Genomic DNA, 21,332 nt, shown 5'->3' on the forward strand with positions numbered 1-21,332 from the left:
TGTTGCTTATTAAGTTACCAAGTAACTTTTCCAAAATTTAATTTGTATTTCCTGTAAAGGCCAAGTAATTTTCTGTAGAGGTGAACCTCTGAAGGATAAAGGTCATGAGGTTTTTCGGGACGTGACATATAGTCACTAAATTTCTCCTCTGACCAGCCCATTTTTTTCATGAAATAAAGGCGATCAGCTTCCATTTCTTGTTCACTAGGATAAGCTATGCCAGCAGCTAACTGCAAAGCCTTTTCACGACTTAGTTCCCCTGTCATGATAAGACTTGATAGATGAGGCTTTCGTTTGTCCACACCAAATTTATAGGGTAGTATATAGCCTTGGTAGAAGCGCGTGAATACAGACTCATAATGTTTGTGTGGATAAGGCTTATAATTAAAATCTCGCTGAAGCACCTCAAGAGCATCAAACTTTCGATAGTTAAGGTAGTCTAAAAAAGAAACCCAGTGAATACGGTTCAGTAATACATAACGAGCGGTATCCAATGTACTTATCGACGGAAATGTTTTCAGTTTTGGGCCATTGAAAGCCCGTGATATTCCCACAATGTTTTTCTTATCAGATTTGTACCAATTCCATGATGAGGGAATGTCAATCCCTTCTGTAGCGATATTTGTACCAGCAAGGATATAGTGTAACCCGTGTTGAGCAGCCATTCGGTAATTGACGGCAAGCATAGCGTTGTCGTATAAAACCTCTACATCTATGACATCAGCGGCAAAAAATGCTTCCATCAAACCACGGATCTCTGGCCACTCAATAACATGGGTATATAAATCTACATCAAGCTTACGCACAAGATTAGCAATATTGTTTTGAGCTAGTTCTGAGTTCCAACCACTATCCATGTGAACGGCCAGTGGTTTAAGACCAAGCTGAACAGCCTGAACTAATGCCCAACTGCTATCAACCCCGCCGGATATTCCAACAATACAGTCGTATTTTCGACCTTTACTATTGGACTTGATCTTGGTCAATAAAGAGTTAAGCCGCCGCTCTCGCTCCTCTTCATTTGGAGGGAGATGGCGATTTTGTTTATTGAGAAAAATAGCACAATAGTTACAGTTTCCTTGTTCATCAAAGCTAATGTCAGGAGCACTATCGTCCATAATACAACGATTACATATTTTATTATTATCAACATGCTTCATAGATTCGCGATTTCCTCATATCTTGGATAGGTAATTAATACAGCTTTATGAGGCCCTTGAAAAACAAAATAGGCTCCAGCAGCCACTGCACTTGCTCCAGCTTGTTTGGCTTCTTTTATATCGCTCATGGTACCAACGCCTCCCATCACTGTGATAGGAACATCGACAAGCTTTGTCGCTTCTTGAATCAAGGCTATGTCCATACCGTTTCGCATACCATCGTGGTCGACAGAACTCAAGAGTACCTCACCAGCCCCTAGTCTAACACTGGTGGTGATGTGCTCACGCCAGTCTGTGCTAGAAAATTTAACCCCAGCATGGCTATGAATTTTTTGTTTACCGAGCCAATTTTTTTTCACATCAACCGATATAACAACGGCTTGCTCACCATAATTAGCAGAAATTTCTCGTATAAGTTCTGGTGTTGCTGCAAGCGATGATTGTAATGAGACCTTTTCTACGCCTAGCTTGAAAAGTGTTTTGACATGTTCAATTGACGATACTCCCCCTCCATAACAAAATGGCATAAAACACTCGCTAGCTAATTGCTCAATCAAAGCAAAGTTAGGTGGTCGTCTGTTTTTGGTGGCATCTATATCTAGCAAAATCAGCTCATCAACTTCTTTTTCGTTAAAAATTCTAATAGCATTAATCGGATCACCGATATATTTCGGTGACTTAAATCTTTGTGTTTTTACCAGTCCATTATTGCTAAGAAGCAAACAGGGTATCAGTCGGAAGCTCATCTATTTATTCCATAAAAACGCTGCAATAAGAGCTTTCCAAATGTGTGACTCTTTTCGGGGTGAAATTGAACACCAAAGATATTCTCTTTCCGAATCATACTGGCAAATGAGTAACCATGTATCGCTTTTCCAATGATGTTTGCTTCGTCATCACAAACAGCGTGATATTTGTGAACATGGTAGAATCGTTGGTATTGAGTGTTTAACGGTATTAAGGGGTTCTCTTGAGTTGGGGTGACATTAGTCCATCCCATGTGGGGTACTTTGATTTGAAAATCGATGTTGTTAAATGAAACAATATCAGCTGGAATCCAGCCTAAACCTAGCATAGAGCCTTCCTCGCTTTTTCTGCAAAGTAACTGCATTCCCAAACAGATACCCAGCACAGGAATTCTACGTTCAAGTGCATGTTCGTTGAGAATATCTAACCATCCATTTTGAGCTATTGCCGACATGCCCGCATCGTATGCACCCACCCCAGGGATTACTAGTTTTTTACAACCGATGGTCATCTCCGGACTTGAACATATATCCGCTTTTACATTGATAGCCTCAAACATTCGCTGTACTGATTTAATGTTGCCAATACCACAATCAATAATTGCAACTTCCATAAATTTTCTCTAAAATTGAATCGAGCTAGAAGTTATTTGGCACCTCTTAGGATGCGTGAGTTTATTGAGCCTAAAGGAGATTGATTAATGATTTTTGCTGGAACTCCAGCCAATGTTAAACCTTCGCCATCAAATGACTTGGTAACCACAGCGTTTGCACCAATCGTGCAGTTATTTCCGATTGTGACTGGGCCATATATCTTAGCTCCAGGTCCAATGTAAACGTTATCGCCTATTCTGGGAGAAAAATCGGCTTCAGTACCAGCTTCAACAAACTGAGCAGCACCTCCAATATGCACTCCCATATGGATTCGACAGTTTTTACCAATTCTAGTTGTTGGATCTATAATTAGTAGGCCGTAATGCACAATAGCAACACCCGGGCCGAAAACATTTGGGCCAACAGAAAAGCCTAACTTAATAGAAGTTCTTTTAAAGAAGAACGCTGTTAGGAGTTGCACCATTCTAGGTTTGTTGGTATTGATTAAGAACTCATAAATGCGCAATATTGCTATAAAGCGAACAACGGGGTCTTTCAACCAAGCTTTTGCTTCGTAATGATGTCCCATGCTGGAAATGTCTGATTTTATATAACGAGTTAGGTCATTGAAGTTTTTGATCATAATTAACTTGTATTGTAGAATTATTGGTGCTCTTCTCTTCAGAGTTGAATCTGCGTTTAATTAGTTTTGCAGGACAGCCTGCATAGACAGCATCTTGCTCTATTAGCTTCTTTGTAACCACAGCACCAGCAGCAATAATGCAACCATCTGGTATGACTGTGCCCGCGAGAATTGTCACATTTGCTCCAATCCACACATTATTTCCTATGACCACTTTTGCTGATACTATGGGCTGCCAGCGTATAGCCACTTCAGGATTATCGTAGCGATGTTCTGTGCTCAATATTGACACTCGGTGCCCGACAGATACTTCATTGCCTATTTCAATTCCTCCATAAGCAGAAATAAAACAATCTTGGTTAAAGGAGACGCCATCACCCATCCTTAAAAATTCGCATCCTTCTACAAAAACTCCTGAACAAACAATCAAGCGATAATTTGGAGGAGTGTTCGTCAAAGATTTTAAGAGTCTTTGACGAATGCCAGCAAATAGCATCAGGCGAGAATCGATTATTAGAAGAAATAATCTATATAGAAATTTATTCTTCATGGGCAGTTTGCAGTAGAGTTCTAATGGGTATAGAAAAGACTAGCGGTTCAAAAAATGCTTGCTATCCCTAATTGAGAATTCTAACGTCCCCCAAAAATCCTGATTAAATTCTATGTTGAGGTCTTTTCGAATAGCCTCGTTTGAAACATCAAACTCCATAATATCGCCAACAAGAGGTGCTGCATGCTCAACACAGAGTCTTTTTTCCATGCTCATATACTTAATCATATTGTTGGCAAGTTCATTAATTGTTACCCGTATGCCAGATGCTGCATTGTAAGCTTTACCACGTGCAGACGGATATGCACCTGCACGTAGATTCGCAGTCACTAAGTCCTTGACCCAAGTGAAGGAGCGCACCTGCTCTCCATGACCAAACACTACAGGATTATTTCCTTCAATAATTTTCCTTAGAAAGATTGATACTACACCACCAAACTCATTGGATTCTTGCTTTGGTCCGTACACATGAAAATAGCGCAAAATTGTCGTGTCAAGTCCGTATAATCGATGAAAGACATCCACATAGCGCTCTCCAGCCAACTTCGAAACACCATAGTAAGATACAGGTGCTAGAGGATGAGCCTCTGTGGTTGGGAATAGCGATGGCTCACCGTACACAGAACCGGTTGAGGCATGGACAAATTTGCTTACGCCGTGCTTCATAGCGAGTTCAAGAAGATTCAGTGTACCACCAGCGTTTACCTGTAGATCCTTTTGTGGGTTTGCTAGACAGATATTCTTCTTTGATGCGGCATTATTGAATACTGCGTGCAATCCTTCAAACAGTAATTCCATTTCGCCATCACGGTCGCACACATCTTTAGCAATTATGTGAAATTTGGGGTTATTAAAAAACTCCTTAATGTTAGACAGATGTCCTGCTGAGAAGTTGTCAAGGCAATACACCTCTGCTCCACAATCAAGTAGCCCCTCGCATAAATGAGCACCGATAAAGCCAGCACCACCCGTTACGAGGGTTTTTTTATCTGCATAGTGTTCGTTTAAATTCATATTTAACCTCTTAAAAAAATAAAAAACTGATATGCTATCCATTCCTACAAGCATTATTTATACCTTTTAGGTAAAGAGCATAATGCATAAAACCACCCAATACATATGAAATGAATGCAAAGTCAGGGTAATAAATACAGACTGGCACAAGAATAATGATTCTTATCCAAAACCCATAAAAATGAATTTTAAAAGCGCTACGCTCATTACTGGTAGCGTACAGTGCGCTACCAGTAGCTGAGGCAATTATCTGAATACTAACAGATGGAATCATGATAAGTGCCATCAAACCTGCTCGTTGCCATTCCTCGCCTAGGATTGGAGATAACAGAAAATACGATATTGTTCCCAAAAAAATAGTTGGAAGAATGGCTAGCAGCAGGAGGCGTTTAATCGTTCTTTGGAAGAAAATGTTTAATTCCTTTAGTCTAATTCTCTCTTGGAGTTCGCCTGTAAAAAATTGCGCGATGGAACCACCAATTACACTAACAGGTAATTGCATTATCCTGTTAGCCATAAAAATTAATCCTGATTCTTGAGGGCTGACAAAATAGCCGATCAGAAGAAATGGAATTTGTAATGAAGACATATGAAAAAACGCCTCTGGTGTTGAGTATCTTAAATAATTGCTATACTTTTTATAAGTTTTTTTTAGTATGTTGACATTAAAACTTTCAACCCAGTATTTTTTATTTTCAGCCAGATGCTTTGCAAAAGCAACGCCACTAAGTCCTGTTTGGATTAAAAATCCGAACAGAAGACCAGTGGGCCCTGTCACGAGAAGACCAAGTATGATTTGTACTGCATTGCCGATTAGTGATTGCCCGACTCGGACTTTGGAAATAAGAACATACTGACGTTCACGTAATGCATAAAAGTGCATTGTATTAAATATACAACTCAACCAAACTCCAATCGGGATTAGCCATACTAATAATTTGTGTTTGTTCTCTACTATCTGGTCAAGTCTCTCATTAAATATCCCCACAATTATAAGTACAGCAACTAATGTTGTTACTAAAGTAGTATTTAAGATTGCTGCGATAATTAAGTGTTTTGCTTCGACACTTGAGGCAGCGTTAGGTATAGGTATTTCGAAGCGTAGTGTTGAGATAGATGTTGCTGTCAAAATAACGGCTGAAAAAAATGCTAAAACACCAAAGTCGCTAGGTTGGTAAAGGCGTGTCAAAATTGGTAGAGCTGCTAAAGCAATGATTTGTGTAGCTATGTTCGATGATATGAGAGGAGCAATACTTTTTAAAAACGAATCACCACTTTGTAACTTCTTGATGATTTTTTCCATATTTCAGAATAACTTACTAAGAGCTTGACAAACAATAGATTGTTGGGTCAGAGATAAATCCGCCCCCATCGGCAAACTCATCACCCGCTGTGCTTTATCCTGCGCAATCGGTGTACAATCCGCACAACACAAATGCTGATAAGCAGGCTGCTCATTTAATGGCACGGGATAATGCACCGCTGTCGGAATCCCAGCTTCCCTAAACCGCGCTTCCAACTCACTACGCTTCTCCACCAGCACCGTATACTGCGCAAACACACTCGTCCTATCATCCCGCTGCTGCACCCGCTGAACCCCAGCCTCATCCATCAACTCATTATACCGCTGCCCCAGCGCAAGTCGCTGCTCCACTTCCCAATCAAATCGTTCCAGCTTCGCCAGCACAATCGCACATTGCAGCGTATCCATCCGCCCACCGACACCCACACGGGTATGGTAATAACGCCGACTCTGCCCATGAATCCGAATCTCCCGACAAGCCTGATAAATGTCATCATCATCAGTAAAAATCGCCCCGCCATCCCCATAACACCCCAACGGCTTGCTAGGGAAAAAGCTGGTGCAGCCAATGGTGGAAAGATTACAACTCTTCTTACCCTTATACGTCGCCCCAAAACTCTGCGCCGCATCTTCAATCACCGGCAAGTTGTATTTCGCGGCAATCGCATTAATCTCATCCATATCCGCCGGTTGACCATATAAGCTAACTGGCATAATCGCTTTAGTCCGTTCGGTAATTTTGACTTCAATCAAACGCGCATCAATATTACAAGTGTCTGGCTCTATATCCACAAACACCGGCTTCGCGCCCAATAACACAATCACCTCAGCCGTCGCCACAAAGGTAAACGGCGTGGTAATCACCTCATCCCCCGCACCAATCCCCAATGCCATTAGGCTAATCAATAAGGCTTCGGTGCCACTGGCTACCGTAATGCAATGCTTCGCACCCGTATACGCGGCGAGCTTCGCCTCCAGCAGTTCCACTTCCTTACCCATAATGTAAGTGCCATGATGCAACACCCGATGGATATTCTGCTCCAACTGTGGGCGGATCGCGTTCTGCTGGGTTTTCAGGTCGATAAATTCAAACTTGGGTTTGCTAGGGTTTTGCAGGCTTTGCTCAATAAAGGCTTCCGGTGTAATGGCAGCATCACCACAACGTTCGAGCATTCTGCCATCACGAGTCAAGAGCCTTGCCGTACCCGCAGTAAAACGCTCCAGCGAGCGGATCAACTGTGCATCCTCAGGGTCTTCATCGGCGAATACCGCGCCCTCTTTCGCTAACGCAGCCAGCCATTGGCAGTTTATAGTTATCTCACCCAATACTTGCCGTGCCAGTTGCCGGACAGCATTCCCAGATAAGGCATCCCCCACTTTTTGCCGCGCATAACGCAACTCAGACGCAACCACATACTCCAGCGTTTGCACTGAACCTGCATACACCCATAACTGGAAACCCTGTTCCCTTGCCAGTGCCACCGCTGCTAAGCTATTCGGAGAGCCAGCCCGTGCCACACACAAATCAACAACAATATTGACATCCAACAATAGGTGATTCATAGGTCGCGCCCCTGTTCGCGGCGTGTTTCATTGCGTAATTCAAAAGCAGCCCAGCGTAAACGCTGCTCTTCGGTTTCTTCTTCAACTTTAGGTACTGGTTGACTGATTGCCAACCGCTGAATCGCTTCCAAGCGTGCAATTTCAGCCCGAACTTCAGCAGAGAACAGCGACAAATCAAATGCCGGAAAGCTGACTTCTTCGGTCTCAACCACCTGCTCAGGAATATCGACCTGCATGGTAAAATGCGCCTGACGGAAACGTAAGGGACGATTAAACGTCAATGTGCCGTGATGATAAATGACTTCAACTTGCATGGTATTATCCTTCCGTTGTGACCTGACCAGCTTTCAGCATATAGGCTTTGCCGGTGTGTGGGCAAGTTGCCATCCCGTCACCGGTCAGTGGTAAATCCAGCTTTTCACCGTATTCACTCATCCAGCCAATCTGTTTGGCAGGTACACCGACCATAAGCGCGTAAGCAGGTACATCCTTGTTGACCACAGTGCCCGCCCCAATAAAGGCATATTCACCGATGCTGACACCACAAACGATGGTGCAGTTCGCACCGAGGGTAGCACCGCGCTTCACTAGAGTATTGCGGTATTCATCCTTACGTTCCACTAATGCCCGTGGGTTATACACATTGGTAAACACCATGCTAGGGCCGCAAAACACGCCATCTTCCAGCGTTACATTGTCATACACCGAGACATTGTTCTGCACTTTGCATTGATTGCCGATCACTACCTTGTTGCCGACAAAGACATTCTGCCCAAGCGAAACGCCCTGACCAATACGTGCGCCACCGCAAACGTGCGCCCAGTGCCACACACGGCTACCTGCGCCAATCTGTGCGCCATCATCAACAATGGCCGTGGGGTGAATGAAGATGTCAGTCATACTATCCTTTGATGTTATTGTCACAGCAGTTGTTGCTGCACTTTATGAGCGAGGGCTAGAGCAGTTGTCCATTTGCCCCCGAAGACATTGATCAATTGCCCTTGACGATCCAGTGCATATTCACGGGTGGCCTTGCGCGGGTCTGCGGCTGAATACAATAAGGGGCGCATCCCCGCAAACGTACTGTTTATGTTCGCGGCACTGAGTGGAGCAGTGGTGTAATGGTTATAAGCCGCCAGCAAATAATCCCGTTCAGCAACGGAGCATTCTATTGGCTCATGTGCTTGTTGGCGTACTTCCGTTGTACCGACTAACGTTTTACCCTGCCAAGGCAAGACGAAAAAAATACGCCGTTCCTCAGGGACTTCCAGCAAATAAGCTTGTGGGCATTCCCGCTCTAATACCAAATGGCTACCACGCACGGTATCAAGCCGATAAGGGGAGGGGATGCCACTTTGCTTCAGTAACGTCACTGCCCAAGGCCCACCAACATTAATTACCCTGTCATGAAGATAACTGCTATCCGCAATATGAACATGACCGTGCGTATCAATAGCAATCACGTCCGAGTGTTCGTGCAACTTTGCCCCTGCCAGCCGCGCCTGATCCGCTACCCATAGCGCAAGGCGGCGATCATCCATTTGCCCGTCCGAAAACGCATAACCACCCAGCAAACCTTCTGCTTTTAATTGCGGGTCACGCTGTAACAAAGTTTCTGCTGTTAACCACTGAGCAGGTGGCAGAATGCTTTTACCAGCAAGATGGTCATACAAAAACAAACCTGTACCGACTAACCACCGCTGACGTTGTGACCCCTGATAAATCGGTAGCACTAAGCGCAATGGGCTAGTCAATTCAGGGACACGTTGCAGTCATGCATCGCGTTCTTTGAGGGCTTCGCGTACTAAGCGGAACTCGTATTGCTCAAGGTAGCGCAAACCACCGTGCAACAGTTTGGATGAGGCACGACTGGTTTGGCTGGCGAGCCTGTTGCGCTCATACAAGTCAACTTCATGTCCGGCTTGAGCCAATACCCACGCACAACACAAGCCATTAATGCCGCCGCCGACAATGCCGATACGCACCTGTTAATCAGTATTCCAGTGGCAGGGAAACCGTCTTGCCGTCACGGGCAGACAAATAAGCCGCGATCAGCATTTCCAGCGACTTCAAGCCTTCACGCCCGTCAGTTTCTGGTTCAGCCACGCCGCGCATTACATCCACCACATTCTTGTAGTACCGCGGATGCCCAAAGCCATACACCGAGGTGGTTTCATAATTGGCACTCTGGATTTGCGCATCATAATCACGGGGTTCGTCAAACTGCCACAGTTGAATGTCATTGACAGCAACCCCACCGATACGCACCGTGCCTTTTTCACCCAAAATGGTGATTGAGCCTTCCAGATTTTGCGGGTAGGTGAGCATGGTGACACTCATCGAGCCTAATGCACCGTTGCGCCAGCGCACATTCAATACACCCGTATCTTCCACTTCAATGTCACGGGTAGTGCTCATCATCGCCTGTACTTTATCGACAGGCCCAATCAGCCAATCCAGTAGATCGACGTAATGGCTGGCTTGGTTCATGAAAGCACCACCATCAAACTCCCATGTACCGCGCCATTTGGCTTGGTCATAATAGGCTTGTGGACGTGTCCAGAATACGTTCAGGTGAACCATATGGATTTTTCCGAAACGTTTCTCTTCAACTGCTCGTTTGAGCAATTGCAAAGTGGTGTTACGGCGATTTTGCTTGACCACAAACAGGCGTACCCCTGCTTCATCGCAGGCTTTCACCATGCGCACACCGTCAGACCAACGGGTTGCCATCGGCTTTTCAGTGATGACGTGGACACCGTGTTTGGCTGCGAGAGCTGCTTGGTCAGCATGGATGCCGCTAGGGGTGCAGAGGCTGACAAGATCAGGCTTGTGTTGCACCAGCATGGCTTCCATCGAAGTGTAAGCAGGTACATCATATTGGGTGGCATAAGGTGTGGAGTGAGCAGGGTTAGTGTCACACACCGCGACCAATTCAAAATTATCAGCGTGCTTATCGAGTGAGCCGAAATGGTTTTTGGCAATGCGCCCACAGCCAACAATTGCAATACGCAGTTTACGGTCGGTGATAGTAGGAAAATTCATGATTACAGCCGCCATACAGTAATGTGGAGAGCCTGTAACTCCGCAGGATCGTATAAAGATTTGATGTCTGCCAACACCGGTTTGCAGCCACGGAGTAGGGCGTGTAGTTCTTGTGGTTTTAAGCTGGCAAATTCATTGTGTGAGACAGCAACCACCAACGCATCTACCGGAGCTTGTGGTGTTAATTGAGTCAGCTTAACGCCGTGATATTCTGCTGCCACCTCTTCAGCATTCGCCCAAGGGTCAGTAACCACTGTCACCACACCGAAATCTTCCAGCTCACGAATAATGTCGATCACCTTGGAATTGCGGATGTCAGGGCAGTTTTCCTTGAAGGTGACACCCATTACGCCAACCCGCGCACCATTCGGGTTTACACCGTTCTGGATCATTTTCTTGACAGTAGTACGCGCTACGTAACGCCCCATATTGTCGTTGATACGTCGCCCGGCAAGGATAACTTGCGGGATATAGCCCAACTTTTCGGCTTTATCGGTGAGGTAATAGGGGTCAACACCAATACAATGCCCACCCACCAAGCCGGGGCGGAAGGGTAGGAAATTCCATTTCGTTCCGGCTGCTTCTAAGACACTAACCGTATCAATGCCCATCCGTGAGAAAATGACACTCAACTCATTCATTAGTGAGATGTTTAGGTCGCGCTGGGTGTTTTCAATGACTTTAGATGCTTCTGCGACTTTGATGCTGGATGCTTTGTGTGTGCCAGCTTTGATAACACGGCGGTAAAGTGCATCCACATAATCCGCCGCTTTAGGTGTAGAGCCGGAGGTTACTTTCTTGATAGTGGTTAGTGTGTTTACTTTGTCGCCGGGGTTAATACGTTCGGGTGAGTAACCTGCAAAGAAATCCACGTTAAACGTTAGACCAGAAACCCGCTCAATCACCGGAATACAATCTTCTTCAGTGGCTCCGGGGTAGACGGTGGATTCGTAAATCACCACATCGCCACGTTTGATCACCTTGCCAATGCTTTCACTGGCTTTGATCAACGGGGTCAGGTCAGGGCGTTTGTGTTCATCAATTGGTGTTGGTACTGTCACGATGAAGACATTAGCATCACGCAAATCATCCAATTGTGTGGTGTAACTTAAGTGCTTCGCCGCTTGTAATTCTTCTGGCGTGGTTTCTAGCGTATGGTCGCTGCCGCCTCTGAGTTCCTCAATCCTGGACTTGTTAATGTCAAAGCCGATAGTGGGGAGGATTCTGCCAAATTCGACAGCCAACGGCAGGCCTACATAGCCCAAGCCGATAATGGCTAACGTAGATTCTTCAATCGTTTTCATCGTGTTTTTATCCAAACTTAAATGTAATCCCGATACCAATGCACAAACCGCTCCAGCCCATCCTCTACCTCAGTAGCAGGCTTGAACCCCACATCCGCAATCAACTCATCCACATCCGCATACGTCACTGGCACATCCCCCGGCTGCATCGGCAGATGATTTTCCACCGCCTTCTGCTCCAGTGCCGTTTCCAACGCCGTAATAAACCGTCGCAACGTCACCGGTTGATTATTCCCAATATTATAAATCTTATAAGGCGCTTGCACCGTCGTCGTCGCATTCACCTGCGGCTGCGGAATCCTGTCAATGATCCGCACCACACCCTCGATAATATCGTCGATATACGTGAAATCCCGCAGCATATCCCCGTGGTTATACACATCAATCGGCTTGCCTGCCAAAATCGCCTGAGTGAACTTGAAATACGCCATATCCGGTCTGCCCCACGGCCCATACACCGTAAAAAAGCGCAAACCCGTCGTCGGAATATTAAACAAATGGCTATAAGTATGCGCCATCAACTCATTCGATTTCTTGGTGGCAGCATACAAACTGATCGGATAATCCACCCGGTCAGCAGTACTGAACGGCTGCTTCACATTCATCCCATACACCGAACTCGATGACGCATACACCAAATGCTTCACCCCACTGTGGCGGCAACCTTCCAACACATTCACAAAGCCCACTACATTGGAATCGACATAAGCATTCGGGTTATCAATCGAATACCGCACCCCCGCCTGCGCCCCCAGATTCACCACTGCATCAAACGCATGACGCTCGAACAACTGTGCCATACCCGCCCGATCCGCCATATCCAGCGGGATAAACGTATAACGCTGACTTGCCTGCTGCGCCTGTACAAACTGCTCCAGATCCTGCAACCGCGCACGCTTTAACGCCGGGTCATAATAATCGTTGAGGTTATCAATTCCCACGACGCTATCGCCGCGAGCCAATAACGCTTTAGCAAGGAAAAAGCCGATGAATCCGGCAGAACCGGTGATGAGTACTTTCATTAATCGCTCCCAAACAAATCACGTGTATAGACTTTCGCGGCGACATCATCCAATTCACGGCAAGATTACGAAAATCCCTTAGCCATCAATAACTCAGAAAGATAGTCAGTATTCATGGCGGCCTTCTTCTGTTTGCGTTTCATGCCTGCTTTGAAGGTTTTGTGGCTGTTCAATACGTTAAAGGCAATATGCCGTATTCCAGCGAGGTTCTCGGCGGCTTTGTCGCGGCGAATTCGGCAATCGTCTTCACCCATCGCGACATCCAATCGCCAGTGGAGTTGGTTTTCGATCATCCAATGGTTGCGGATAGCATCCGCGAATTGTTTGGCAGTGAGCGTTGCGGAGCTGATGTAGTAGCGAACCGTCGCATTTTCGGGTATTTCCCCTTGGGTGGTACGGAACGATAAAGCGACCCCCAGCGTTTTTAACTCAGGCCAATCGGCACTTAATTCCACGAAATCCCCGATGACATCACTAACGATATGAAAACGGGTTTCCTCTCTGCCGGGTGCCTTTTCAATGGTGCTGAAGTAATCACCTGGGTACTGCACAGCGTGACTCAGCGGAAAATGTTTCGCAAAGGCTTCTTCAAGCCGTTTTTGATTGCCCTTGACTGCTAACAGGTAATTGGCTTCCTTATCCAGAATGGCTTGGGCAATCGCTTTCTGGCAACCCATCGCGTCCAACGTGACGAGACAGCCACACACCGACAACAGCTTCAATAATTCAGGAATGGCGGTGATTTCATTGGATTTTTCATCGGTTTTGACTTGTCCTAACACCACGCCATTCGCCGTTGAAAAGGCACTGACCATGTGGATAGCCCCCGTTCTACGGCGCTTGTCATAAGAGCCGCGTAAGGTTTTGCCATCAATGGCAATAACCTCACCTTCTGTCAGTTTATGGCAACTTTGCATCCAGTTAGCGAAACAGCGTTGGAATTGTTGTGGGTTAATCAAGCTCATCACGCGAGCAAGGGTGTCGTGGCTGGGGATGCCGTTATCAAAATCAGCGTATTCTTGTAACCAAGTGAGTCGATCATGCCCAAAGTCTTCAATTTCTTCCCAGCCCTCGGCACCCGCAATGACCGCGCAGATAACCAAGAGCAAAATATCGCTGAGTTTGTGTTCAATTTTTCCCGTTTGGCGGTAGTCTTGAATGATGGAGAAGTGGCTAAGCAGGTCATGATCTTGCATGGGTGCATCCCTTCGATGAAAAGGGGATAGCTTATCAGGCGGCAGTGTTTGAGCGTTAATCGTTCGCCATTGATTTTACTGGCTGATTCATGCGTTTGCCCTGAGTATTCCAATCTAATATGCCGATTTTCATCATGCTATCTCCAGCCCCACTTCCTTACGTACCCGCCGATAGATATGTTCCACTGGCACATTCAGCGCTATGGATTCGAGATGAAATACTTCACCTGCGCGGTATATTTCGCGCTCCCATGAGGTGCGTCGTCGCCATAGGCGTATCAGTGGCACATCCTGCGATACCACAACATATTCCAGCAAACTAGGAATAGTGGTGTAGTTGTCGAATTTTTCCTTTAAATCAGTGCGCTCGGTGCTGTCCGACAAGACTTCCACAATCAAAATAGGATTCGTACAAATATATTCATCTTCATCAAGAATGGAGCAAGTCGCCATGATGTCAGGATAATAGGCGAACCGTTGACCTTTATGCTGGATAACAGTTTTCATATCAGATTGCCACACCCGATATTCTTCTCTTAAGTGTGTTTCAATCAAGGCATGAAATGAGCTGGTAATAGTATTATGCGTGCGACTCGCTCCCGCCATCGCATAGACTAGACCATCTACGTATTCACTACGGATTTCAACCTCACGTTCACCCGTTAAATAGTCTTCAAACGGGACAAGATCATATTTTAATACTTGAACCATCTATATCATCTGCCTATGGCTGCTTAGTTTCAGGGGTACTTACTTTTGTGACTGTCCACGATGACTGGGATAGATCAACTTACCTTAAGCATAGCAGCTTTCAAGCGGTCGCCCATATGCATCCTCAAACCTAACAATATCATCCTCCCCCAGATAGCTCCCTGATTGAATCTCAATAATCTCTAAAGGCAGTTTGCCCGGATTCGCTAGGGAGTGAAGTTCACCTAGGGGTATGTAGGTGGATTGATTTTCCGTTAAGAGTAGGGTTTTATCTCCACAGCGTACTTCTGCCGTGCCACTGACTACAATCCAATGTTCAGCTCGGTGGTGATGCATTTGCAGGGATAGTTTTGCACCCGGTTTCACCACAATGCGTTTGACTTGAAAGCGAGCACCGTTATCTATGCAATCATAGCTGCCCCAAGGGCGATTCACTTCGCGGTGGATGCTGGCTTCTGGGCGTTGTTGAGTTTGCAATTGCCCGACAATCTGTTTGACATCTTGAACGTGATCTCGGTGGGCAACCAGCACCGCATCTTTCGTTTCCACTACGGTGAGATTATCAACACCGACGAGAGTGACTAAGCGATGCTCAGCATACACTAAATTATTGTGGGCATTATGAGTGAGGGTATCGCCACGTAGAACATTATGTTGTTCATTGTGTGGGCTGACTTCCCAGACCGCTGACCACGCACCCACATCATTCCAACCTGCATCTAGCGGGATCACCACCGCATCAGTTGTTCTTTCCATTACGGCATAGTCAATCGAAATAGACGGGCAGGCGGCAAAAGCCGCTGCCTGCAGTCGAATAAAGTCAAGATCAGGTCGAGGTTGGGCGAGTGCCAATTGGCATTGGGCAATAATATCAGGCTGGTACTTGGCTAGCTCTGCTAATAAACGATCAGCACGGAATAGAAACATTCCGCTATTCCATAGGTAGTTGCCACTCTCAAGATAGGCTGCGGCAGTGATCGCATTCGGTTTTTCCACAAAGGCAGCAACTCGTTTGGCAGTGAGTCCTGCGATGGTTTCACCTTGTTGAATATAGCCATAACCTGTTTCGGCATGCTGTGGCACAATGCCAAAGGTTGCTAAATAACCCTCACGAGCGGCGTGTGCTGCTGCTTGAATCGCTTGATGGAAGGCGGCTTGATCTTGAATCACATGATCAGCGGGTAAGACTAATAATAGGGCTTCGGTTTTCCCCTGCTGTGCTAAATACAGGGCAGCTAAAGCGATAGCGGGGGCAGTATTGCGGCCAACAGGCTCTAATAAAATGCCTTGATGCTGCAGATTGAGGCTACGTAATTGTTCGGCCACCATAAAGCGGTGTTCTTCATTACAGATGATTAAGGCCTCTTCAAGCTCAGTGACACCTTGCAGGCGTTGCAAGGTATTCTGAAATAGGCTCAGCTGATCAACCATCGGCAAAAATTGTTTAGGACGCAGCTGACGCGACATAGGCCAAAGGCGTGTGCCTGAGCCACCTGATAAAATCACGGGAATAATTGAAGTAGGGGTCATGAATGATGTAGCAATTGACTGATTTCTTGAGTTTTCGCTTGCATCAAGGCTAAATCACCTCGGCTTTCTACATTGAGTCGCAAGACAGGTTCGGTATTAGAACCCCGTAAATTAAACCGCCAATCGGCAAATGCCATGCTCAAACCATCCGTCCGGTCAATCACCGGAGATTCACTCTTGCTTCCTTCACCTCTTGCGGGGGAAGGGTTGGGGATGGGGGGTACAGAAGCACTAAAAAATGTTTCTACTCTCGCAATACTCGCCTGCACATCCTGCACGCGGAAATTAATTTCACCACTACAAGGATAAGCAGCCATGCGTTCACTAACCAAGGCCGAGAGTGGTTTTCCAGTCTTACACAGCAGTTCTGTGACTAATAGCCAAGGAATCATGCCACTATCACAATAAGCAAAATCACGGAAATAATGGTGAGCACTCATTTCGCCACCGTAGATGGCATCTTCGGAGCGCATCCGTTCTTTGATGAAAGCATGTCCGGTTTTTGACTGAATCGGTATGCCACCGTTAGTTTTGACAATATCCACCGTATTCCACGTTAAACGTGGATCATGGATGATTTTTGCACCCGCCTGTTTTTGCAAAAAGGCCGCTGCTAGCAAGCCAACAATATAATAACCCTCAATAAAATTGCCATTTTCATCAAACAAAAAGCAACGGTCGAAGTCGCCATCCCAAGCAATCCCCAGATCCGCTTGATGAGCTAAGACAGCATCCCGCGTATCTGCACGGCACTCGGGCAATAGCGGGTTAGGGATGCCATGAGGAAAACTGCCATCTGGCTGATGATGGACCTTGATGAAACTTATCGGAACTTGTAGGCGTTGAAATTCTGCTTCTAAGGCATCAATCACCGGTCCCGCTGCTCCATTGCCGGCATTGACGACCAGTTTGAGCGGTTTTAGTTGAGCAGGATCGATATAGCTCAACAGATGTTGTACATAGTCTGCAAGGCAGGATTGGTGAGTGAGTGTGCCGCGCTGCGTCATGGGCTGAAATTGATTAGCCTCAGCTAAGCGACGAATTGCAAATAAGCCGCTATCACCACTGATCGGCTTAGATCCTTCGCGCACCAGCTTCATTCCATTGTAATCCATTGGATTATGGCTGGCCGTGACCTCAATGCCACCCTCCACCCCTAAATGGAAAGTGGCGAAATAAACTTCTTCTGTACCGGTCATGCCAAGATCAATGACATGAATACCTGCATCCAGCAAACCTTCCGCAAGGGCTTGCTTGAGGCTGGCTGAACTTAGGCGTATATCGCCACCGACTACCACCGTCTTGATTCCCCGCGTCTGGTGGGTGGATAGGCTTGAAACAGCAGGCGATTGCAGCCATTCGCCATAAGCTCGCCCAATACGATAAGCCAGCTCATTATTTAATTCTTCGCCTAATTGACCGCGAATATCATAGGCTTTAAAGCAGCTTAGGGTCATCTATCTTGGCGTCTTCAATATTTAATGAAACCTAAGCGCTCGAGTGTGAGCAAGATCTTATGTGCACACTCATCGGGGGTAACTTCACTAGTATCCAATTTAAGCTCGGGCCTTTCAGGCGCTTCATAAGGATCATCAATCCCGGTGAAACCTTTTAGCAATCCTGACCGTGCCTTAGCATACAGGCCTTTTCGATCTCGGCGTTCACATTCTGCAAGCGGAGTTGCCACATGAATTTCAATAAAGCCACCATAATTTTCGACTAACTCACGTACTTCACGGCGGACTGCTGAGTAGGGGGCAATCGGTGCGCAAATGGCGATGCCACCATTTTTGGTGATTTCACTGGCGACATAACCAATACGGCGAATATTTAAGTCACGGTGCTCTTTAGAAAAGCTCAATTCACTAGATAGGTTTTTCCGCACCACATCCCCATCTAATAAAGTCACCGGCCGCCCACCCATTTCCATCAGCTTAACCATCAGGGCATTCGCTACAGTCGATTTGCCTGAACCCGAAAGGCCGGTGAAAAAGACAGTAAAGCCTTGTTGATGACGAGGCGGGTAAGAGCGGCGTAGTTCAGTGATAACCTCAGGATAGGAAAACCAAGTAGGTATTTCCAAGCCTTCCCGCAAGCGTCGTCTAAACTCAGTACCAGAAATAGTCAGCACAGCCTCATTGGGTGCTACCTCAGACTCCAGTAAATATTCAGCCCGATCTTGAACATAAACCACATTTTCAAAGCTAACAATTTTAATCCCCATCTCGGCTTCAAATTCTTTCGCTAAGGCTTGGGCAGCATAAGGTTCGTAAAAATCTTGGCCTTGGCTATTCTTACCCGGACCTGCATGATCACGGCCGATAATAAAATGCGTACAGCCGTAGTTTTTTCGAATCAAGGCATGCCAGACGGCTTCACGTGGTCCGGCCATTCGCATGGCTAGATGCAATAGGCTTAAAAAAGTGGTTTGTTCTGGATAATGCTTAATTAGTTGTTCATAGCAGCGCACGCGAGTGAAATGATCAATGTCCCCCGGCTTAGTCATACCAACGACCGGATGAATCAGGAGATTTGCTTCCAATTCACGTGCAGCTCTAAAGGTCAGCTCTTGATGCGCCCGATGCATGGGGTTGCGGGTTTGAAACGCCACCACTTTATGCCAACCTAGCTTTTTGAACAGGGCTTTGAGCTCGGCGGGGGTGTGCCGATGTTGGCGATAGTCATAATGCTCAGGTAGCTCAACTGCTGTGAGTGTACCACCAAGATAAATAGCCCCGGCTTGATGGTGCAGATAGTAAACGCCGGGATGCAAAGGGTCATTACTACCGAATACTTTAAGGGCTTCTAGGTCTTTATTCGGTGTCCAGATAGATTCTAATTGCAGGGTTGCAATTAAAACGCCTTCGGGATCACGCAATTCAAGGGTCTCACCTAATTGGAGTGATTCAGCAAAGCGGGCGCTCACATCTAAAGTAATCGGCATCGGCCATAAGTTGCCATCCGCTAAGCGCAGTGTTGCTAGGACACTGTCATAATCTGCTTGATTTAAAAAACCCTTTAAAGGAGCAAAAGCCCCTGATAAGAGCATTTCAATATCACACAGCTGACGTGGGCTTAAATCCCAACTTGGTTTATTGTTTTTGTTCATGATCTATGGATGACGATGGTATTAAGGATTGAGTGTTAGCGATCGGTTCATTATGCAGAAAAATACCGAAGAGCAAAGCAAAAAATACAGCATTAGCCGGTGTATGTAGGCCAAAATCAGTGAGGCTATAGAGTAAAGCCAATAAAATACCGACACCTGCCCCAGTTTTTAATAATTTAAATCCGGTGGTTTGATCTTGCCATAATTGTCGCCAACGGCGAAGATAAATAAAAATGAGAACACCAATGATTAAAGCACCCAAGATGCCCATATCTAATAGCAATTCTAAATAATCATTATGAGTATGATTAACAAATGAATTAACATCGTGAGGCTGAAATAGTCTATACACTTGTGGTGTTGTACCAGGCCCCGAGCCAACTGGAGAAAAGTTTTGAATAGCTGTCCAAGTGGTGCTATATAAAGTCCAACGTAAGTCGCCTAAAGTCGCTTGTGGAGCTAAGCGGTCAGCATAAGTAACCGTGACAATTTGCTGCAGTACTTTGAGTTGAATGACCACTGCTAGAATCAATAAAACAAAGCGTAAAGCAACAATCGGAGCAGCTACCCGTTTGCGAATTTCGGGTGTGGTCATGGCCCAGAAAGAAAGAAAAATACTGAGTAGTAGCAAGGCTGCCCCAGTTCTAGAGGTCGTTAATAGTGGAGTAAAAGTCAGTGCTAATGAAATTAAACCAAAAACAGTCGCTAGAATAATTCTCAGGGTTGTTCCCATCGTTTGACTTAGAATCGCGATCATCATTAGGCCAAGGGCTAGGGGTTCAACCATCTCCATAAAAGCGACGAAATGATTTTGGTTAATATAAGTACCTAGTGGAACACCCCCAGACCGAACTCTAAAAAATAGATCTTGATCCTGAATGAAGTATTGCCCCATACTGAGTATAGCCTGCCCCAAAGCTACGCCTAATAAAACATAAATTAGCCAAGTCAACTTACGCTCAGGAAGGCTAATCGCAGTTAGAAAAATACCTAAGGGTGCTAATAGCGCCAGTAAGCCCGCAATAGAGCGCACGGGAATTAAGGATAGGCTTTGATAAGAACCCTGAGTGAATTCTGGGTTTAACCACTGCAAATGCTCAGCATAAAAAGCACGTCCGGGTAGTTGTTCCCAAAGTATACTGGGTAGTGGTATTAAATAAGCTAAAGCACAGCCTAAACCAAACACTAAAAACCAAAAAACTGGTTTTTCTAGGCGGCCTTTAGCTAAGTTACCCCAAAAAATTATCAGTAATAAGGCAATGCCCAATAGCTCTAGGGTCATTAACGCTAAAGAGGTTTTCCCACTCCGCAAGAGCGGAGCGAAAATAAGCAGAGCAGCAGCAACTAAGACTAGGAGGTATTCTTGGAAGGCACGCATTAAGTTTTACACCCCGCTGGTAGTGTGTTTAACCCCTTTTCGACTTGCCCACGTGCTTGCCAATACTTCACTAAGCTCAAGTTGGTAGAGCAACGGCTCGGCCATAGAAGCTGTGCTCGTTCCGCCATTCGATCAGCGTCCATGATTTTACCTTGTCGGAAATAAATCAAAGCTAATTGAGTCGCTGCTCCCCCATGCGTTGGATCGCGCAATAAGGCTTTAGAAGCCGCTCGTTCGGCCTTAGTCAAGTTATTACCCAATACAGCACGTTCAGAAATAGAAAGTAGCTGATCTGCGCCCAGTACTCGCCATTGATCGGTCAGTGCGCTGGGTGGGGTTTTCGATTCCACGAAATCATAAGGCACGATGCCACCTAAGCAGAAGGCAACACTCAGCCAAGCTAAGCCGCAGGCGATACCTAAAGTTAATAATTTTCTTAAAAAAGCTAACATATTTTAAACTAT

At 45.9% G+C, this 21,332-nt stretch carries 20 protein-coding genes and 1 pseudogene; all 21 read right to left on the minus strand.

What is annotated here, in order from left to right:
- Positions 1-14: 14 nt before the first annotated feature.
- Positions 15-1,160 carry an N-acetyl sugar amidotransferase gene (locus tag B5D50_RS15115; RefSeq protein ID WP_078923495.1) on the minus strand — a complete coding sequence of 382 codons (1,146 nt, stop codon included), beginning with the start codon at positions 1,158-1,160 and terminating at the stop codon, positions 15-17.
- Positions 1,157-1,906, minus strand: coding sequence for an AglZ/HisF2 family acetamidino modification protein (locus B5D50_RS15120; RefSeq protein WP_078923496.1), 750 nt, complete (start codon positions 1,904-1,906; stop codon positions 1,157-1,159). The genes B5D50_RS15115 and B5D50_RS15120 overlap by 4 nt, the downstream gene beginning before the upstream one ends.
- Positions 1,903-2,520: an imidazole glycerol phosphate synthase subunit HisH gene (gene hisH / locus B5D50_RS15125; RefSeq protein WP_078923497.1), complete on the minus strand. Its 618-nt coding sequence runs from the start codon at positions 2,518-2,520 to the stop codon at positions 1,903-1,905. Before hisH ends, B5D50_RS15120 begins: the two co-directional genes overlap by 4 nt.
- Positions 2,521-2,552: 32 nt before the next feature.
- Positions 2,553-3,143 carry a serine O-acetyltransferase gene (locus B5D50_RS15130; RefSeq protein WP_078923498.1) on the minus strand — a complete coding sequence of 197 codons (591 nt, stop codon included), beginning with the start codon at positions 3,141-3,143 and terminating at the stop codon, positions 2,553-2,555.
- Positions 3,124-3,693, minus strand: coding sequence for an acyltransferase (locus B5D50_RS15135; protein WP_078923499.1), 570 nt, complete (start codon positions 3,691-3,693; stop codon positions 3,124-3,126). Before B5D50_RS15135 ends, B5D50_RS15130 begins: the two co-directional genes overlap by 20 nt.
- Positions 3,694-3,732: 39 nt before the next feature.
- Positions 3,733-4,707: an NAD-dependent epimerase/dehydratase family protein gene (locus B5D50_RS15140; protein WP_078923534.1), complete on the minus strand. Its 975-nt coding sequence runs from the start codon at positions 4,705-4,707 to the stop codon at positions 3,733-3,735.
- Positions 4,708-4,741: 34 nt separating this feature from the next.
- Complete coding sequence (locus B5D50_RS15145; protein ID WP_078923500.1) at positions 4,742-6,010, minus strand: lipopolysaccharide biosynthesis protein; 1,269 nt, start codon at positions 6,008-6,010, stop codon at positions 4,742-4,744.
- A gap of 3 nt (positions 6,011-6,013) precedes the next feature.
- On the minus strand, positions 6,014-7,573 hold the full coding sequence (locus tag B5D50_RS15150; protein ID WP_078923501.1) for an aminotransferase class I/II-fold pyridoxal phosphate-dependent enzyme: 1,560 nt from the start codon (positions 7,571-7,573) through the stop codon (positions 6,014-6,016).
- On the minus strand, positions 7,570-7,887 hold the full coding sequence (locus B5D50_RS15155; protein WP_078923502.1) for a hypothetical protein: 318 nt from the start codon (positions 7,885-7,887) through the stop codon (positions 7,570-7,572). Before B5D50_RS15155 ends, B5D50_RS15150 begins: the two co-directional genes overlap by 4 nt.
- Positions 7,888-7,891: 4 nt before the next feature.
- Entirely contained in the window at positions 7,892-8,473 is a 582-nt protein-coding gene (locus B5D50_RS15160; protein WP_078923503.1) for an acyltransferase, read from the minus strand.
- A gap of 20 nt (positions 8,474-8,493) precedes the next feature.
- Positions 8,494-9,558: pseudogene (locus tag B5D50_RS15165) on the minus strand (glycerol-3-phosphate dehydrogenase/oxidase).
- A 7-nt stretch (positions 9,559-9,565) separates the two neighbouring features.
- Positions 9,566-10,618 carry a Gfo/Idh/MocA family protein gene (locus tag B5D50_RS15170; RefSeq protein ID WP_078923504.1) on the minus strand — a complete coding sequence of 351 codons (1,053 nt, stop codon included), beginning with the start codon at positions 10,616-10,618 and terminating at the stop codon, positions 9,566-9,568.
- Positions 10,619-10,620: 2 nt separating this feature from the next.
- The gene (locus B5D50_RS15175; protein ID WP_078923505.1) at positions 10,621-11,922 is read right to left on the minus strand and encodes a nucleotide sugar dehydrogenase; all 1,302 of its coding nucleotides are present in this window, start codon (positions 11,920-11,922) and stop codon (positions 10,621-10,623) included.
- 17 nt (positions 11,923-11,939) lie between these two features.
- Positions 11,940-12,944 carry an NAD-dependent epimerase gene (locus tag B5D50_RS15180; RefSeq protein ID WP_078923506.1) on the minus strand — a complete coding sequence of 335 codons (1,005 nt, stop codon included), beginning with the start codon at positions 12,942-12,944 and terminating at the stop codon, positions 11,940-11,942.
- A gap of 65 nt (positions 12,945-13,009) precedes the next feature.
- A complete protein-coding gene (locus tag B5D50_RS15185; RefSeq protein WP_078923507.1) occupies positions 13,010-14,140 on the minus strand; it encodes an ISAs1 family transposase in 1,131 nt (376 codons plus the stop codon).
- A 132-nt stretch (positions 14,141-14,272) separates the two neighbouring features.
- On the minus strand, positions 14,273-14,851 hold the full coding sequence (locus B5D50_RS15190) for a Uma2 family endonuclease (protein WP_078923508.1): 579 nt from the start codon (positions 14,849-14,851) through the stop codon (positions 14,273-14,275).
- A gap of 84 nt (positions 14,852-14,935) precedes the next feature.
- Positions 14,936-16,381, minus strand: coding sequence for a mannose-1-phosphate guanylyltransferase/mannose-6-phosphate isomerase (locus tag B5D50_RS15195; protein ID WP_143594379.1), 1,446 nt, complete (start codon positions 16,379-16,381; stop codon positions 14,936-14,938).
- Entirely contained in the window at positions 16,378-17,838 is a 1,461-nt protein-coding gene (locus tag B5D50_RS15200) for a phosphohexomutase domain-containing protein (RefSeq protein ID WP_078923509.1), read from the minus strand. Before B5D50_RS15200 ends, B5D50_RS15195 begins: the two co-directional genes overlap by 4 nt.
- A gap of 14 nt (positions 17,839-17,852) precedes the next feature.
- Positions 17,853-19,490 carry a bifunctional sulfate adenylyltransferase/adenylylsulfate kinase gene (locus B5D50_RS15205; RefSeq protein WP_078923510.1) on the minus strand — a complete coding sequence of 546 codons (1,638 nt, stop codon included), beginning with the start codon at positions 19,488-19,490 and terminating at the stop codon, positions 17,853-17,855.
- Positions 19,474-20,868, minus strand: coding sequence for an O-antigen ligase family protein (locus tag B5D50_RS15210; RefSeq protein WP_078923511.1), 1,395 nt, complete (start codon positions 20,866-20,868; stop codon positions 19,474-19,476). Before B5D50_RS15210 ends, B5D50_RS15205 begins: the two co-directional genes overlap by 17 nt.
- Complete coding sequence (locus B5D50_RS15215; protein WP_078923512.1) at positions 20,868-21,320, minus strand: tetratricopeptide repeat protein; 453 nt, start codon at positions 21,318-21,320, stop codon at positions 20,868-20,870. Before B5D50_RS15215 ends, B5D50_RS15210 begins: the two co-directional genes overlap by 1 nt.
- Positions 21,321-21,332 lie beyond the last annotated feature (12 nt).

It is taken from the genome of Thiothrix eikelboomii, assembly GCF_900167255.1.
In the GTDB taxonomy this organism is placed as follows: Bacteria; Pseudomonadota; Gammaproteobacteria; order Thiotrichales; family Thiotrichaceae; genus Thiolinea; species Thiolinea eikelboomii.